General features: G+C 59.5%; 17 protein-coding genes and 2 pseudogenes. 5 read left to right on the forward strand and 14 right to left on the reverse strand.

The features are described from left to right. Positions 1-209 precede the first annotated feature (209 nt). The 13 genes and pseudogenes from PQR02_RS29665 to PQR02_RS29725 all read right to left on the reverse strand — a co-directional run bounded on the left by PQR02_RS29665 (position 210) and on the right by PQR02_RS29725 (position 10,674). Positions 210-581, reverse strand: a complete 372-nt coding sequence (locus PQR02_RS29665; protein ID WP_408239959.1) for a response regulator transcription factor — start codon at positions 579-581, stop codon at positions 210-212. 747 nt (positions 582-1,328) lie between these two features. Then, positions 1,329-1,520, reverse strand: a complete 192-nt coding sequence (locus tag PQR02_RS29670) for a hypothetical protein (protein ID WP_408239962.1) — start codon at positions 1,518-1,520, stop codon at positions 1,329-1,331. A gap of 436 nt (positions 1,521-1,956) precedes the next feature. Beyond that, positions 1,957-2,292, reverse strand: a complete 336-nt coding sequence (locus tag PQR02_RS29675) for a hypothetical protein (RefSeq protein WP_408239965.1) — start codon at positions 2,290-2,292, stop codon at positions 1,957-1,959. Between the two features lie 72 nt (positions 2,293-2,364). Beyond that, positions 2,365-2,589, reverse strand: coding sequence for a DUF1289 domain-containing protein (locus tag PQR02_RS29680; protein WP_408239968.1), 225 nt, complete (start codon positions 2,587-2,589; stop codon positions 2,365-2,367). A 121-nt stretch (positions 2,590-2,710) separates the two neighbouring features. Continuing rightward, complete coding sequence (locus tag PQR02_RS29685) at positions 2,711-3,172, reverse strand: response regulator (RefSeq protein ID WP_408239971.1); 462 nt, start codon at positions 3,170-3,172, stop codon at positions 2,711-2,713. Positions 3,173-3,295: 123 nt separating this feature from the next. Next, positions 3,296-5,131, reverse strand: coding sequence for a bifunctional diguanylate cyclase/phosphodiesterase (locus tag PQR02_RS29690; protein WP_408239975.1), 1,836 nt, complete (start codon positions 5,129-5,131; stop codon positions 3,296-3,298). A 1,065-nt stretch (positions 5,132-6,196) separates the two neighbouring features. Next, complete coding sequence (locus PQR02_RS29695) at positions 6,197-6,496, reverse strand: hypothetical protein (RefSeq protein ID WP_408239978.1); 300 nt, start codon at positions 6,494-6,496, stop codon at positions 6,197-6,199. Between the two features lie 118 nt (positions 6,497-6,614). Beyond that, a complete protein-coding gene (locus tag PQR02_RS29700) occupies positions 6,615-7,355 on the reverse strand; it encodes a 3-ketoacyl-ACP reductase (RefSeq protein WP_408239981.1) in 741 nt (246 codons plus the stop codon). Positions 7,356-8,024: 669 nt separating this feature from the next. Continuing rightward, entirely contained in the window at positions 8,025-8,297 is a 273-nt protein-coding gene (locus tag PQR02_RS29705) for a helix-turn-helix domain-containing protein (protein ID WP_408239984.1), read from the reverse strand. Between the two features lie 299 nt (positions 8,298-8,596). Continuing rightward, a pseudogene (locus tag PQR02_RS29710) lies at positions 8,597-8,665 on the reverse strand (cold-shock protein); the annotation flags it as partial. A gap of 364 nt (positions 8,666-9,029) precedes the next feature. Then, a complete protein-coding gene (locus PQR02_RS29715) occupies positions 9,030-9,608 on the reverse strand; it encodes a phasin family protein (protein ID WP_408239987.1) in 579 nt (192 codons plus the stop codon). A gap of 212 nt (positions 9,609-9,820) precedes the next feature. After that, on the reverse strand, positions 9,821-10,045 hold the full coding sequence (locus PQR02_RS29720) for a dodecin family protein (RefSeq protein WP_408239990.1): 225 nt from the start codon (positions 10,043-10,045) through the stop codon (positions 9,821-9,823). Positions 10,046-10,455: 410 nt separating this feature from the next. Beyond that, positions 10,456-10,674 (reverse strand): DUF2934 domain-containing protein, encoded by a 219-nt coding sequence (locus tag PQR02_RS29725; protein WP_408239993.1) that lies wholly within the window; start codon positions 10,672-10,674, stop codon positions 10,456-10,458. 484 nt (positions 10,675-11,158) lie between these two features. Between PQR02_RS29725 and PQR02_RS29730 the strand changes: the two genes are divergently transcribed. Next, a complete protein-coding gene (locus PQR02_RS29730; RefSeq protein ID WP_408239996.1) occupies positions 11,159-11,764 on the forward strand; it encodes an inositol monophosphatase family protein in 606 nt (201 codons plus the stop codon). Between the two features lie 91 nt (positions 11,765-11,855). Here PQR02_RS29730 and PQR02_RS29735 read toward each other — a convergent pair. Next, positions 11,856-12,240, reverse strand: a pseudogene (locus tag PQR02_RS29735) (hypothetical protein). A 252-nt stretch (positions 12,241-12,492) separates the two neighbouring features. Here PQR02_RS29735 and PQR02_RS29740 point away from each other — a divergent pair. The 4 genes from PQR02_RS29740 to PQR02_RS29755 all read left to right on the forward strand — a co-directional run bounded on the left by PQR02_RS29740 (position 12,493) and on the right by PQR02_RS29755 (position 15,365). After that, positions 12,493-12,933 carry an Hsp20/alpha crystallin family protein gene (locus PQR02_RS29740; protein WP_408240042.1) on the forward strand — a complete coding sequence of 147 codons (441 nt, stop codon included), beginning with the start codon at positions 12,493-12,495 and terminating at the stop codon, positions 12,931-12,933. 12 nt (positions 12,934-12,945) lie between these two features. Further along, entirely contained in the window at positions 12,946-13,356 is a 411-nt protein-coding gene (locus PQR02_RS29745; RefSeq protein WP_408239999.1) for an Hsp20/alpha crystallin family protein, read from the forward strand. 180 nt (positions 13,357-13,536) lie between these two features. Continuing rightward, positions 13,537-14,949: a GAF domain-containing sensor histidine kinase gene (locus PQR02_RS29750; RefSeq protein WP_408240002.1), complete on the forward strand. Its 1,413-nt coding sequence runs from the start codon at positions 13,537-13,539 to the stop codon at positions 14,947-14,949. Positions 14,950-15,080: 131 nt separating this feature from the next. Further along, the gene (locus PQR02_RS29755) at positions 15,081-15,365 is read left to right on the forward strand and encodes a hypothetical protein (RefSeq protein ID WP_408240005.1); all 285 of its coding nucleotides are present in this window, start codon (positions 15,081-15,083) and stop codon (positions 15,363-15,365) included. Positions 15,366-15,543: the final 178 nt, after the last annotated feature.

A 15,543-nucleotide genomic window follows, 5' to 3' on the forward strand; every position in this document is an offset into this window, starting at 1 on the left:
CAGCATGGGTGTCGCCATCGGGTGCTTATTTTCTGCGCAATTTGGGTGCCAGCAGCATCCCGCCCCGCGCAATCTTCCGGCGGGTTCCCGAGCATTGCTGCATCCTCCGCGACACCATACACACGCCACCAGCTCGCGTTGCCTCTCGATAGCGGGCTCGCACGCGCGCACGCTCCTGCTTTGCCCGAAAATTTGCTGGCAGGCCTGGGTCAGCCTGACTCCGGCGCGATGTTTCTGTCTGAGAGCAAGGACATAAACTCGCTGGGTGCGAGCGGCTTCAAAAGCGAGCCATCAAAACATGACATGTCATAGTGGTCGCAGAGGTCAGCATCGGCACTCAGCGAAATGATGCGCCGGGACGCGTATTTTTCGGATGCGCGCAGCCGGAGACACACCTCGTAACCGTTCATATCGGGCAGCGCAATGTCCAGGAGAATCAGGTCGAATCCGCCCTCTTCGCTAGCCGCCGTCAACGCTTCGGAGCCGCAATACGCCTTGGACGCGGTGTGCCCCATCGCACAGGCGATGTCCGCGAGCATATCGGTCGTAGCGCGGTCATCGTCGACTAGCAGGATGTTCATCAGAAGGTAACTCCCTGGACTAGGACACTCCGGGGTCGCCCGCCGCCCACGACGCTGCGTTCGAACGGGTCGACTGACATATGCGAGCCGATGACTACCCAGATGCGCGTTCGCCCTGAAAACGGATGTCTATGCGCTCCCGATTTCACTGAAGGGCCTCACGGGTCGTTCAGGAAGCGGGAAATGGTCATTCATACCGCCGTGCAGTCTGAAGAATGCGCGCTGCTCAATTTCACCCTTGCCAATAACTCTAGCCGGAGTTACCGGAGAGGGCCAGCAAACCACGCGTCGTGGCCAGAGCTGCCGATAGGCGGTCGTATCCAGCCAGACAAAACCGTTGAACGCTAATTCCGGCGCAGTATTAATGATATTCCCGATGTCATTAGCCGGCGCGTCGGAGCTTACTGGAAATATGGAGCGTAAAGTTTGTCAGCGGCAACGTCGCTGCATTCGGTCGTCAATTGTCGAACGGGTATCAACATGAAAACGTTCAATCAGACCAAGAGCTTTTCCCCCGTCATCCACACGAGTTCGGTCCGGAAAACAGGCAAATCAAAAGCGACGGGACTCGCCGTATACAACGTTGCTCCAGGCGCCCATGAGCAGCATGGCCTGCAATGTCAGCGACCGGTTAGACATTTCAGCTGTGGCGATTCTCGGCTACAAGTGATGAGACAGCCCTTCAGGACCTTCAGGAGCATGTCTCAGGAGCTCACGCTTCGCCCTGTTTGCGGCGTTATTTCGATTTCATCTGTTCTCTTTCTTTCTCGCAGCGCCAGCGGACAGATTGCTCGGGTGAGCGGGGCACATGCGTTCCGGTGCCCAGATGTAGCGATTCAGCAGCAAGGCGAGCACGATGCACGCGACAACTCCCACGCCAAGGACCAGGCAGCGATTGGCGAGAGCCGACGGCTCAAAGCCAAACAGCCAGAGCATCATGTAAAGAGTCATGCGGCCCACCCCGTAAGCGACTCAGCCGCAAACGAAAAGCGAAGCGTCAAGGGCGAGACAAAGGCCCAACGAGGATAACCTCCCGCGCGCCGCGCTTCGCAAGCCGCCCAATACCGTTGAAGCAAAATGCGCAAGCGCCCGAGCGCCGACCGCCCTCAGGCATAACGAGCCGGAAGAACGAGTTCGCTTCCTCTCATGCGGACGAGCAGCGACTTTAAATCATCCGGATGAACGCGCATACGCCAGGCTGCAGGATTCTGATGCAGGGCAGAAAGCGGCATCTCCCATACGCTGGCGAAACCCGCGCTTAGTCAGCATCCTTCAGACTCGAAGAGGTGTTTGTACAGCCTCGATTGTCCGAAAGGCCGGTTACAACGAAGAAGAACGGCCGGCTTGCTGGCCGGCCTATGAGTCGAGCACCGGATTAGCTACCGGCACCTGCCTCGCACTTCTTCATAAACGACGCTTTCGCAGCGCCGGCGAGAGGTTTTCCGTCTTTCCCAACCGCCTTGGCTTCGCATGCGGTCGACGCCGCACTCTTCACATTCCCTTCGCACTTTTTCATGAAGGATGACTTCGCTGCCCCGGTCAGCGGCTTCCCATTTTTTCCAACCGCCTTTGTTTCACAGCTGGACGACGCTGACTGTGTTGCAGCAGCGGGAACTGCTGCCTTGCTGGATGCCGCCGGCGCAGACGTCTGGGCGTAGGCGGCGCTTATGGAGAACAATGCTGCAATAGAAACCACATAAAATTTGTTCATCGCTATACCCTCCTCAGGATTGAGACCCGTAGCCTCTCCCATATAAACGTGCGAGCCGTCGCCCCGTTGACATCACGTGACTTGACCCGTCGAAATGTGACAATTCGTGTCGCAAAAGAACCGGCCTAAGTGAATCAACGGCGTCCCGGCGAAACCTGTCGTCGATGACCTGCGGCGTCGGTGGTCAGTCATATTTTTCCAACCGCGAATTTCTTCGCGCTTCCGAAAGCATCCAACGCCGAAACCGGACTTGCCATCAATTCTGCAAACGTCGACACACGGTGAGCTGACTGCCATTGTTATCGAATGCCCTTGCGGGCCTCGCCAGCCACCTCAGCGGAAGCCCACGAAAAGTCTGGTAGACGATGCGACGGCAACCTTAGTGCGCGCGAAGCGACACGCTGTTCTAGCGATATGCTCAACTGTGACCGGCGACCAGTCGTCGAATCAGTTGAAGAAGCTCGTCGGGCGTGCCCGGCTTGCGCAAGTAGCGGTCGTACAGGGAGGCCGTGCGGTCTGCCGGCGGCGCCTCGCTGAACAGGAGGATAACCGGCATCCGGAAAGCCGGGTTGGCGTGCCGGAGCCTCCGGCAAAAAGTCAGTCCGTCCGCGCGCGGCATGTGCCAGTCGGTCACGACGATGTCGGGTTCTCGGCTGTTTGCCTGCTCGAACGCTTCCCACCCGTCGAGCGCGGTGGTAACGTGGTGTTGGTCGGACTCAAGCTCGAGCCGCATTACTTCGATGGCCACGGGCTCGTTGTCCCTCACTCGAACCTTTGCTGCGCTGTTCGCATGCGCCGTGCCTGGAGCGCGCACGTATTGACACGCGACAGCGCGGTCGTGAGGGGGCGACAGAAGTGAGCCGAACTCGGCCCGGAGCATTCCCCAGTGCTGGTTGACCCATTATTCGTAGTGCGATGACACCGGGTCGCATCAATCGAGCGCAAGCAAGGTGTGCAGACCCTGCAGTCCTCCGCGAAGACAGGGCCAGCGTGCATGTCCGCGTCACCTTCCTGGGTCATCTGCGTCGTCGACCCCGGCCACACAAGTCTGGTTCCGTCCCCGCCGCTTTGCCGCATATAGCGCTTTATCTGCGGCCATAACCAGATTAAGGCTGTCGCCGCCACTGTCCGGTCGTTGCGCCGCCACTCCGCAGCTGACCGTGACAATGCCGGCGGCGGACGCGATGTGCGGAATCTGGAGACTTTCAACGGCCTGCCGGATACGCTCGGAAACTACGCGTGCTCCGTCCGGGTCCGTGTCCTTCAGAATCAACGCAAACTCATCCCCACCGTAACGCACGACTATGTCTGCAGGACGTTTCGCCGAGGATGCGATAGCTTGCGCTACCGTGCGCAAACATTCATCGCCAGCCTGATGCCCGTATCGGTCGTTGTAGCTCTTGTATCTGTCGACATCGACCATGACAACCGCGACAAAACCACGGTCCTTTTTGCGGGCGTCCTGCTGCGATTGAAGTGCCAGTTCGCGGTCGAAGTATCGGCGGTTAAAAACGCCGGTCAGTCCGTCCCGGAAGGCAAACGCATGCAACTGGTTTCGCTCGTCTGCGAGGCGTTGCTCTGCCGCCCAGCGCTCCGTGATGTCGTGCGCTGTCGCCGTGAGTGCCTGGGGCTTGCCGCGAAACGCTTCGATGACAGGGCGAAGGTACATTTCCATCCACAGGACTCGGCCATCCGCGCGCCGGAAGCGAATCACCTGGGAAGCCTCGGTCGCACCCATCGCCATGCTCTCAATCGCTGCAGTAAGGGCATCGCGGTCGTCCGACAGAACCAGGTCCTGGAGGTGCAAACCGATAAGGTTTTCAGGGGCAACTCCTGTCACCGCCGTTGTGCGTGGCGAAACGTACGTGAGCCTGCCATCGAGCGCCATGCTCATGACGACATCGGTCGCGTTCTCTGCCAGTATCCGATATCGCTGCTCGAGGTCACGGAACATTGCAAGGAGGCGGCTACGCCGCGCCTGCGTGGCGCTGATAGGTACTGCAATGCCCAAAGCAGCGACGAGAAAAAGTTGCAGCTCAAAGATACGGCTTTGCATGCCCCCATAGGGAAACGTCGAGAGCGGTCCCGACCCGCGAACGGTGAACGACACCGCAATCCCCAGGCACAGGAGCAATCCAACCATCAAGCCTGCGAGGTCTGCCTGAAACGCCAGTAGCACGATGGGTGGGAGCGCCCAGTACAACAGCGGAAAGTGGTTTTGCCCGAATACGGCCGTCGTGATGACGCAAACGAGGAGCAGGAGGCACCCTGTCTTCCGCCGGCGCTCGCCACGCAGCAGTTGGGTCACCTCTCCGGTCCAGAAGACGACGGCGGCGGGCGTCAATATGGCGAGGCTCAAAGCATCCGAGAGGAACCAGTTGCGAAAGTTCTGCAGCGGGTGGCCAACTGGCTGTCCGTGCAGCATGGCGGTCACAAGTAGTCCGGACGCAACCGGCGCGAGCAACACTGCACCGGCCATGAATTTCAGGAGAGGCTTCAAACAAAACAGCTCGGCGACCGTTGGGATAGCCGGGGCGAACGCCAACGCAACCATCACCTCGAGGACGTTGGCGCACGAATATGAGACAGACACACCCAGACTTTCACCAGCGAGAAAGTTGGCAATTAGATAGCCCAGTACGCCCCCGGCAAACACCCACCATCGCTGTCTGTGCGGTGCCACCATCATTTGCGCAAGCAGGGCGGCATTGGTCAACCAGATTGGAGCGATTTCTCCGGCCGTCGCCTTGAGCGTCCTGCTGACAAGGCTCGTCACCGTCGTCACCGCCAGTGCAAGCACCAGGGCCCGGACGGCTTTGGCCCAGCCTGGTGACAGCATTGCTTCGACCAGTGCGCTCAGCCCGGTAGGCGGCTTCTCGGATGGCTGCCCCAATTGTCTTCTCTCAGATTCTTTTATTGCGAACTCGGGCGGACGCCTCTCTGACTCGCGCCGTTCGCACGGGCTATTGCGAAGAAGCACCCACATGCGACTGGCAGTCGACCTCAAGTTTTCCGCCGGTAACCACTGGTGCGAAGTTTCCACCAATTCAGCGCTTACCGTTGATTCCGTATCGGCAAACCTGTTCGGGAAACGTCCACATGTAACAGCGATAGCTGCTTTCGGTTCAACGCAGGAAGTGCGCCTCGACAGCGTATGCTCGTGCGTGAACTCAAGCCCAGTGGCTTACCCGGATACTGGGCGAACTGCTCCAAGCATGCTCGCCAGCATAGGCAGTTGTCGCTGACGTGCAAGACATTCGCCAGGCTGACTCGGACAGAGCCTTCACATATCTGTGGAATCGGCGTTTCCAGGCATCTCCGCAAGGGCATCCGGTCGCAGCTTCCACCGCACCCTCCTGGACGGGAACGGTTTGTGCGCGGCCGAATAAATACAGACACCAATCGGTCGCCTCTGGAGGCGCGCCGTACTTCGTCCGCTCCTTGCTGGCCATTGACATTTCATCGGCGAATGGGGAGCGACGCACCTCGTAGGCGTAGCACGATTCGGGAAGAAGGTGGCGACAGGTAAAGCAGCTCGCTAATACGGGCCGACCTCGTCTAACGGGAGACGGGCATGAAAGGGGGGAATGCGCAGTCCCTACGTTTCCAGGTCGAGAAATGGCTCGCCCCGGGTCCGGCGGTTCCTGTTCGCGTGATTGAATTCAGTCGCACCCGTTTGGGCCGCCGACGCTACGTGCGCGTCCGCGTCGAGACCACACAACCAGGCAGCGTGCGAACACTGTTCTTCTTTCGACACGACGATGGGTGCTGGCACGTGTTTCCACATCCGGGCGATGGACCGCAGATTGACCTCTCTCCTGATTCAGAACTCCCATAAACGAGGAAATCACACTGGACTTCGACGCCGTTGCGTCACACAGGTCCAGGCAAACGGAACGCGCTCTCAGCGCGTTGACCATGGGGTGTGCGTGACTATGATGCCGTCGATGATGCGCTGAGCGGCGCCGTAGCCGCGCATCAAGGTTTCGGCTTCGGTAGCGAACGGACAGTCATTGTCTCGACCAAAGCGCAACGGCTGAATTGTTGCAGGACTTACGCCCAAGGAAATATAAACGACGGCGACGTATCCGACCGGCACCGAAAGAACTTTTCCTCTGGGAATTCCGCTGACAGACTCCGCCTCCACCGCTATGGTGAAACCTTTGTAACCGTATGTCCGATGCATGTTGAGACCGCCCTCCATCGCGTCTTCGGAAAATGTCGCCGCCCCCGTCCTGTATAAGCCAAATGCACTAGCGTCATGTCGCGGGCGCTAGTGCCGTGAGCCTTCGGGCCGCGCCCTTCGCGCTCCGGGTCGATTCTTAACCCATGTGCAGGCCACCGTTCAGCGAGAAGTCTGCCCCGGTCGCGAAGCCCGCTTCGTCGCTGGCAAGCCACGAGACAATCGAGGCAATCTCGGTCGCTTCTCCGAGCCGACGTACCGGTATGCTCTGGACGATTGCATCCAGTACTTCGGGACGTACGGCACGAACCATGGCTGTTCCGATATACCCCGGTGAAACCGTATTCACCGTGATGCCTTTTGTCGCCACTTCCTGAGCAAGCGACATCGTGAAGCCGTGAATGCCTGCCTTGGCAGTCGAGTAATTGGTCTGGCCGAACTGCCCTTTCTGGCCATTCACCGACGAGATGTTGACTATCCGGCCCCACCCCTTGCTGACCATTTCCTCGATGACCTGCTTGGTCACGTTGAACAGGCCCGTGAGGTTCGTGTCAATGACATCGTTCCAGTTCTCCTGCGACATTTTGCGAAACACGCCATCCCGCGTAATGCCAGCATTGTTCACCAGCACGTCAATCTCACCGACCTCTTTCTTTACCTTCGCGAAGGCAGCTTCGGTCGATTCCCAGTCTCCGACATTGCCCTCCGAGGCCACAAAGGAGAATCCCAGCTCGGCCTGCTCGGCCAGCCACCGTTCCCGCCGCGGCGAGCTGGGCCCGCATCCCGCCACGACGGTTAGGCCGTCCCTGTAAAGCCGCTGGCATATCGCCGTTCCAATTCCACCCATACCACCGGTTACATAAGCGATTCGCTTTGACATGTTCTATCTCCGGTTCTTGCTACGGTTAATGGACCAACGTACTTTTGCCTGGGAGCTACCCCGCGTTTCCGACGTGCGCGCCGGACGAGTCTTCTTTTCGCTGCACCGTCCAGTGGCGTTCAGCCAGCCTCGGTCGGTGCGCCCACCCGACTCATCCGTGACTGCGTGCGTCGCTGCTTTGGGGCAATGGGTTTCCGGGTAGACCCAGGTCTGGGCGGCACGCGGGGGGTCTCCTCTGGCAGGCGACCATGCTCGATAAAGTCATGAAGCACCTTGACTGCCTCCGGCCTGCAGCGCTGCTCCATTCTCTCGAGAAGTGCACATGCAAATCCCTTCAGGTCCTCGGGGCCGTGACACTCCTCGAACTGGAGAAGGGTTTCCCTGACCGCCGCGTGAATACTGTGCTCGTACAGCATGCTCGAGATATGCGAAGCACCTCGCGCCAACTCCATCTCGCAACCATTGAAGCGCCGGACCTCATCAGTCGACCGTTTACGTTTGGCTCCCTTCACATCGATACCCCGGTTTTCTAGCAAGCGGCCGCCGCGCCGATTTATGAATGCCGGCTGGTGCGTCGCCGCGCGCCAGTCCGACTGAGTTGACAGCACAAGGATGAAACGGACGCGCGGCACGCCGACTCCATACTCCGCCATTTCCACGAAATGCGGACTAGGCGACCTGAGCGTGCCCCGTGCAAAGCCAGTGAACGTCGAGATTGAGGACGGCGGCCAGACGCGTACAGGCGTTCAACGGCGGCACGGTGATTCCGCGTCGCCAATATTGCACCTCGTATTCATTCACGCCCAGCCACCTCGCTGCGCGCGCCGAGCTGATGCCGGCCCGTTTGAATGCCCGGTCGAGGCGGGCAGCCAAGGCCCGCCTGAGGCGGTCGTTCCCGATGCTACGTTCGAGGTGACCGCTCGCGGTATCCTGGTTCATCATTTTTGATATATCTATCAGTATGTTTTTTAATCGCCGCCCGACGAATCGCAGGCTGGAGTCCGGCTACTTTCCGCTCATGACGGTCTTGCGACTTTGCATCGCCACAGCCCGTCAGGTTCGTGACCAATGCGACGAACGGTTGAGTGTTCCTGATGACGGACACCAGGAAAGGGCTCATCGTTCATGGACAGGCTGGTCGCCGCCACGTCGAGCCTTCTTCCCCTTCAGAAAATCTGGACTACGCAATACTGAATCTCTATGGCCATCTTTCTGGATGGCTTATTGCGGCTGTATATTGGCGCCTGCTTACCCTTCGGGCCTTGCTTCACGTCAAAGCTGACCTTCTGGTTTTCCTGCAGCGATTTGAACACCGCTGGCTGTATCCAGCGCGGCCAGTAACCGCGCGAGGCTTTCCGCTTTTTCGATGAGTTCTCCACCGTGATGCGTGCCTGCGGCGCGCAGGTGGTCCCGACCGCGACAGCGTCGCCGACACGCGCAGCATCGGGATTTCTGCGCAGTCAGCAGGCAACACTGACATCCGCGCTGCCAGGCTCAAGCGGTTATCGCTGGCAGATGATGGCGGGATGCCTTCCGTATCGCGCTCGCGGCCCCCGTAAGTCATCAACCCGGACATGAGAAGGCGGCCGCTCACGCGGGACTCTTCCGATGTGGACGCCGAAGCCGAAGGCCGCCAGGCAGTTTCCAGCATTGACAAGGCATATTGAGTAACACTTATCTTTTTGCCGGAGTTCTGACTTGTTCAACGGCTTGTTTGGTCGCCCTGTTTGTGGCGGAAGCTGCGGCCTCAATGTTGTCTTCGGCAATTTCCAGTGCCTGGTCGGCGGCCTTTTTACTTGCTTCAACCGTTGCGCTCGTCGCCTCACTGGCAGCGGTGACAGCTGATTGCATCACAGTGACAGCGGCTTCGCTTCCCACCGGTACATTGCTCGCGACCGTGTCTACCAACGCCTGCGCCTTCTGCTGTTGCTGCTTGAATTGGGCCTCGGCGCTCGCGGCCAGTTCGGCCTGCGTGCTGAACATGATGGTGCTCACGTGCCGCCAGTACGACTGTGCTTCCTGCATGGCGGCTTGCGTCCGCCTCGCCTGCAAGGCGAACAGCTGCTGCGGGTCTCTGGTTGACAATGCCACGTTTGCGATTGCCTGATTTTCGGCAAGCGTCGATTTGACCGCCCGCAGGTTCAGTTCAGTCAGCTTTTCGATGCAGCCAAATGCCTTGGTCCACAGCTCGGACAGAGTTTCCAAACTGGCTCTTTGCGAAGCAACCACTTGTTCACCAGAAAGACTGCTCATTACAACCCCCATCTGGGTAAGGTAGCGGGTAAGCCGGGAGCCGTTCTCCGATGGCCCCCGAACAACGCCACGTGGCGGGAATCTGATTGCCAGCAAGGGCTGGTCCCGGGAATCTGTGCAATGTCAGCTGTCCTGTGGATTACAACCAGCGGCGCGCCATACAGTCCTCTGTCGGGCCCAACGATGCACCCCTCGTCGCAGCGAGCCGCCCCTCAGGCTTCGTACTTGAATGACAAAGATACACGCGCGCGATACTCGACGACCTTGCCGCCATCGACCCTCATGTCCAGCTTGCAGACTTCGGCAACGCGCAAATCGCGCAGCGAACTCGCAGCGGTTTCCACAGCATTCTTCGCGGCATCTTCCCAGGAGTTCGGGCTGGTGCCGATAATCTCCGTGACGCTGTAAACGCTGGATTCAGTGTCCTGCCTGGCCATGATTTTCACTCCTCTGGGTTAGGAGGCGCGATTCCCGCACCTCGGTCATTTCATCGTAGGCGCCCGACGTGCCAGCCGTCGCTTGAAGGGGCAGCGCATCAGTCGTCTCACTTCTGCAGTCAATCGATGCGCGACACGTCCGGTGAATGTCCTGCACGAGACCTTTCATTGCGTCCTCGTCCTCGACCAAAAGTACCGTAGACATGGCGCAAGTGCGAAGCCAGTAATCACTGGCGCTGTCGTATTCGCAACATCGGCCGCACGCATGCGCCCGCGGATAACCCGGCAGCACGAGAACCACACGAGGCAAACCGTGCGTCTGGCAGAACCACTGCGACAGTGGCGGGATTTGGTACTGCTACCGTCTTCCACAGCGCCCCCGGGCATTGCGACATCGCCGCCGAAAACAGCTACATCGCAACGTCTCCCTCAGATGCGGCGGGCGAATCGTCCTCGCCCTCCAGCTGCCGACGTGCCCTGTCCCAGTACTCTTCCGACCGACCCGCCGGGCTACCGTCCTTTTCCCAGAGGTAAAAAGCGAGCGTTCGAATCTGCTCTTCGGTGACTGGTATGTTCATTTCAACCTCCGTTAACAAAGCTGCTCTGCCGGTATTTACCTGACCTCCCATTGCACGAGCAAGCCATGTGCACGAACCTTGACCTTGACTTGCCGGTGCGGGCAGGAACCGACGCAGAAGCGTTATCAGGACGAGAGTCAACAGGTGAGAAACCGTTTGCGAAACAGCGGACTTGCGTGTCCCACCTGGGCAACGCGATGTGAGCCGGCCTGCAAAGCGGCCAATACGTCCACGTCGCGACTGGAGTAATCAGCCTCCCGGTGGCGGGCACCCATAATGCTGCCCGGTCTCACGGGTGCGTGCGTCTGCAAAGGGACGGTGACCGCAGCATTGGGCCATGTTGCCTGCGCGCCACTGTTGCTCCGACGGCCTCGTAGCTCGCCCACGAGGCGAAGACTGCCCCGGCCGGGCAGCACGGCCAGGCGAAGGACTTTCCATGCGAGACTTTTTCGACGGTTCAAGCCGTACAGTTTTTCAAAGCCGTCTCCCGCTGGCAGTCGCTGCACTAACACCGTGTCACAGGGAGTGTCCTCTTATGGAAATCGCACTGTCCGGGTTTGGGCTGTTCGCCGCCAGGCTCGCGAACGATGCCGCTGCCGTGTCAATGTCGTACTTCCGGCGCCATCCCGATACCGGGACCAAGCCTGACCGCAGCCCTGTGACCATTGCCGACACGTCCATAGAAGCACAAATGCGTGGAACGATTCGCGCGACATATCCGGACCACGGCATCCTCGGGGAAGAATACGGCGAGCAACAGTTGCAATCGGACTACGTCTGGGTAATCGACCCTATCGACGGCACGGCAAGCTTCATCATCGGCCTGCCGTTGTGGGGTACCCTGATTGCCTTTCTTCACCGGGGGGAACCGGTGATGGGCATGCTGGACGTGCCAGCGTTGAAGGAGCGATGGACTGGTACGTCCGACCGCTGCATGGCGCACGCCGGAACGACCTGCCATACACGGCACTGCCTCAGCCTGTCCGATGCGACCGTATGCGCGACGTCTCGTGACATGTTCGCCGATGAAGAGCGGGCCGTATTTGATGCACTAACCAGCCGCGCGAAAGCTCGCCGGTTTGGCGGTGACCGCTACAACTACGCCATGCCCACCGTCCCTGCATGGCGAACACGAATTTAGTAAATCGACTTGATAAGTCAATATCGAAAAACGTATATCGACAGAAGTTGGCATACCAACCCGAATAAGAGTCGCCGCGAAATCCGGTAATTCACTGTATCGGTGGCACCGCCCCCAGCTTTTCCGCCAGCATCCGTTCGTACACCCCGAAGTGCAGGTCGACCTCCTCCTGCGTGACGGCGTGGACAAAGATGTTGACCTGCTCCCGGTAGCAATCCCATCACCGTGGCAATCGCGGCTTCGAGTTGCGCTGCACAAATCCGGTCTTCCCCCAGCGTAGTTCCGATGGTGATGTCGTACGCCTTGTCATGTCGAAAAACGATTTCGACAATGCGCGCCCTCGCGCTCATGTTGTTGTCGACGGCAAGGCGCGTCACTTCTGTGACCTGCTGCATCAGTTCGGTCGGAAAGCCTTTTGTGGAGCGCAGCTTGATGCGGTGTTTGCCAAGCGTTCTCCAGTCCGTATCGAATTCCACGGTCGTCTCCCAGTGAATATTGGTGCGCCGACTGTATGGGCGGCAAAGCGGATTTTCAAGTCGAAAAATTCTGGTCGCGAGCACCTTGAAAATCTTCTCGCGCGACCTATCTTAATTAAGGCTCAGGCAGTCGTTCGCGAACCCCTGTTCGCGACCGCTGCGTGTTTCAACCTTGATTGTCCGGAGCATGGGACGACCGGACTGAAGCGCGTATGCCGGTTCGCTCCCTTGCCGCCAGTGGAGAAAGCGACCATGAGTGACGTTTATCCTGGGACCGACCTTTTCAGCGAACTGGACCGGCTGCAACGCCAGATGTCCAGCCTGTTCGGCGGCTTCCCGTCCAGCCTTCGTTCAAGCCGGTTTGGCACATTTCCTCATATCAACATCGGGACGACCGACGACTCGGTAGAAATCGTCGCGTTCGCCCCCGGCGTCGAACCGTCAAAGCTCGATATTTCGGTCGACAAGGGCCTGCTGACTATCGCCGGCGAGCGGACGACCAGCGAAGCGCAGTTGCCGGAAGGCACGCGGCAGTATGCACAGGAGCGCTTCAGCGGCACTTTCCGTCGGGTTATCGAACTGCCGCAGTACGCCGACCCCGACAAGGTACAGGCGCGCTATATCGACGGTTGCCTGCTGATTTCAGTCGGCAAACGCGAAGCCTCCAAACCCCGTGCAATTACTGTCCAGTAACGAGGTGACATCATGAGCGACAACACGCAAATCGCCCAACGCGAGGAGGGCGGCGCCGTGACCCGACAGGAGTCGGACGAAGCGCGGCGCCGGGTCACGCTGACGCCGGCCGTCGACATCGTCGAAGACAGTCATGCGGTCACGCTTCTGGCCGACATGCCGGGCGTCCCGAAGGAGAAGCTGGACGTCAGGGTCCACGACGGCAGTTTGATTATCGAGGGAGAATCAGTCGTCCCGGTACCGTCGAATCTCCAACTGACACATGCCGAGGTGCGTGCGCCTTACTTTTCGCGCCGGTTCACTGTCAGTGACGACTTCGACACATCGCGGATTGAAGCCGCGCTGAAGGATGGTGTCCTGAAACTGACGATACCGCGTCGCGATGAGGCGAAGCCGCGGCGCATTGAGGTCCGTGCAGGCTGAAGCCAGCCTCCCGGGTGCAGCGGCGACCGCGAAGCTGGTGGTGCCTGCCGGTTTGGCGGTCGTCCGTTGTGCGCGCCCTGTAGTCGAACGAGGATTGCTACGCCGGTGCGGTTCAACGTCACCGGCATTGCACGCCCGTCCCGGCGTGAATAACTGTGTTCGCATTGATTGGTTACAGCCATGAACTTCGCTATTGACCTGTCTTCGACCGCCGTCGGCATACGTGCAGCTCACAAGGAATCGCTGATTACCGCCGAGCTCTCGTCGCGTGCAAGCCGCCGTCCGAACTATGGGGTGGAGGCCAAGGTCCTCAGACGGCTTGCCCGTGCTCTCGCGACGTCCGACGCAGTGATGCTCGAGCTTTTGGCTTCGGAGGCGGCCCGGCTCTGCCGGGCTGGCAGTGCCGGAATCAGTGTACTGGAGTCTCCCCCGGACAAACCGGCGAGCTTCAGGTGGGCGGCGCTCGCAGGTCACTGTGCCCCCCTTCTTGACACGTATCAACCGTTTGGCGACAGTCTGTGCGGCGTCACGCTGGCGATGGGCAAGCCCGAACTGTTCAAGACGCCTCAACGTTATTTCCCGTCGATAGAAACAGTCTCGCCACCAGTTGTCGAAGCCCTGCTCGTTCCCATCCCGATTAGTGACGGGCCGTGGGGCGCCATCTGGGTCATGTCGCATGACGAAGCATGCCGCTTCGACGCTGAGGACCTGCGTTTGCTAACGAGCCTCGCGGACTTTACGGGGGCCGCGATGCAGGTTACCCGTATGCAGGGACTGGCAGAGAAACGGGCGACAGAAGCAGAGGAAGCCCAGCAGGCCCTCCGTCGGACCGAAGAGCGGACCTACGCTTTCATCGCGACGCTCAGTCACGAGCTCAGAAGTCCGATTGCTCCCGTCGTCTCGTCTCTGGAGATTCTGAATCGCCTCGGGACAAGCGGGTCTGCCGCAACGCGTGCACTGGAAATAGCGCAACGGCAGATGGGACGACTTCAACGGCTGATTGATGACCTGCTCGACGCGTCCCGCATCCGCCACGGCAAGGTGGAGGTGAAAATGGGTGCCTGTCAGCTTGCCGATATCGTGTGGGATGCCGTGCATGCGGTACAGCCTGCAATGGACACACGCAAGCACCATCTGACGGTTCATTCTCCGCTCGCGCCTGTCACTTTGCACGCGGACGCGCCCCGTCTGACGCAGGTGCTCGTCAACCTGCTCAGCAATTCCGCCAAGTACTCACCCGACGGCAGCCACATAGAACTCGCCGCTGTTGTCGAACAGCCGGCTGACCAGGACGCCATAATGTCCCCGGGCTCAGTGAAATTTACAGTGACGGACAACGGATATGGCATTCCTGCCGACAAGCTTCCCTATGTGTTCGACATGTTCACGCAGCTCGGCTCGCGGCCCTCGATGGCGGATTCCGGCCTGGGAATAGGACTCGCGCTCGTAAAGTACCTGGTTGAATGCCATGGTGGAACGGTCTCCATTGCGAGTGGCGACGGACGGACAGGAACCACGGTAACGGTCGTGCTTCCGGTACTTGAGCGGCTTCAGATTGTCTTGCCGTCCGCCCTGGCAGGAAAGAACCAATGACCGGCAAAACAGGCCATCGTAACTGCTCCCGGGCAGTTTCGCGGGATAACCTTCCCTGATGGTGTGCAGCTAATCGGCGAACTGGTGTGTTCGGTCAGTTGCGACTGCAACTTTCCAGGGAGAACACGTTCATGGAGGCAAAAGACTATGACGGCAGATTTTCTTCGACGCATCGTGCTCATAGTCGTCCCGTGACGCTGGTCGCGCAGGAACTCGCGACGCTCTTGCGCCTGCGCAATGTGTCGGCCAAGACGAACGCGGTAACGCCGGACATCATCGCCCTACACGAAGCGGGGCTAGTCCATATCATCGCGACAGAAAACGGCGACGCCGTGCTTGCGCTGACTGTCGACGGGAGGGTGCTGCTGCAGTCGCTTGGCGCTGAGCCCGCTAAACGTCCCCCTTTTCCAAACTGACTAGGCGAGGTGCCGCAGTGCCCTGCACGGTTCGGCCCTCTTGGCGTTCGCTTGAGGAAGTCACGTATCTCTGCCGTCGGGGTCGAAAGAATCGGGGGTTTCTTTGCCATGGTGGCAATGCTTCTTCATCTTGGCGGATGCAAGGGCTGGACACTGACTACAATTCATAGCAGCCACG

This window comes from Paraburkholderia sediminicola (assembly GCF_046026895.1).
GTDB classification, from domain to species: domain Bacteria; phylum Pseudomonadota; class Gammaproteobacteria; order Burkholderiales; family Burkholderiaceae; genus Paraburkholderia; species Paraburkholderia sediminicola_C.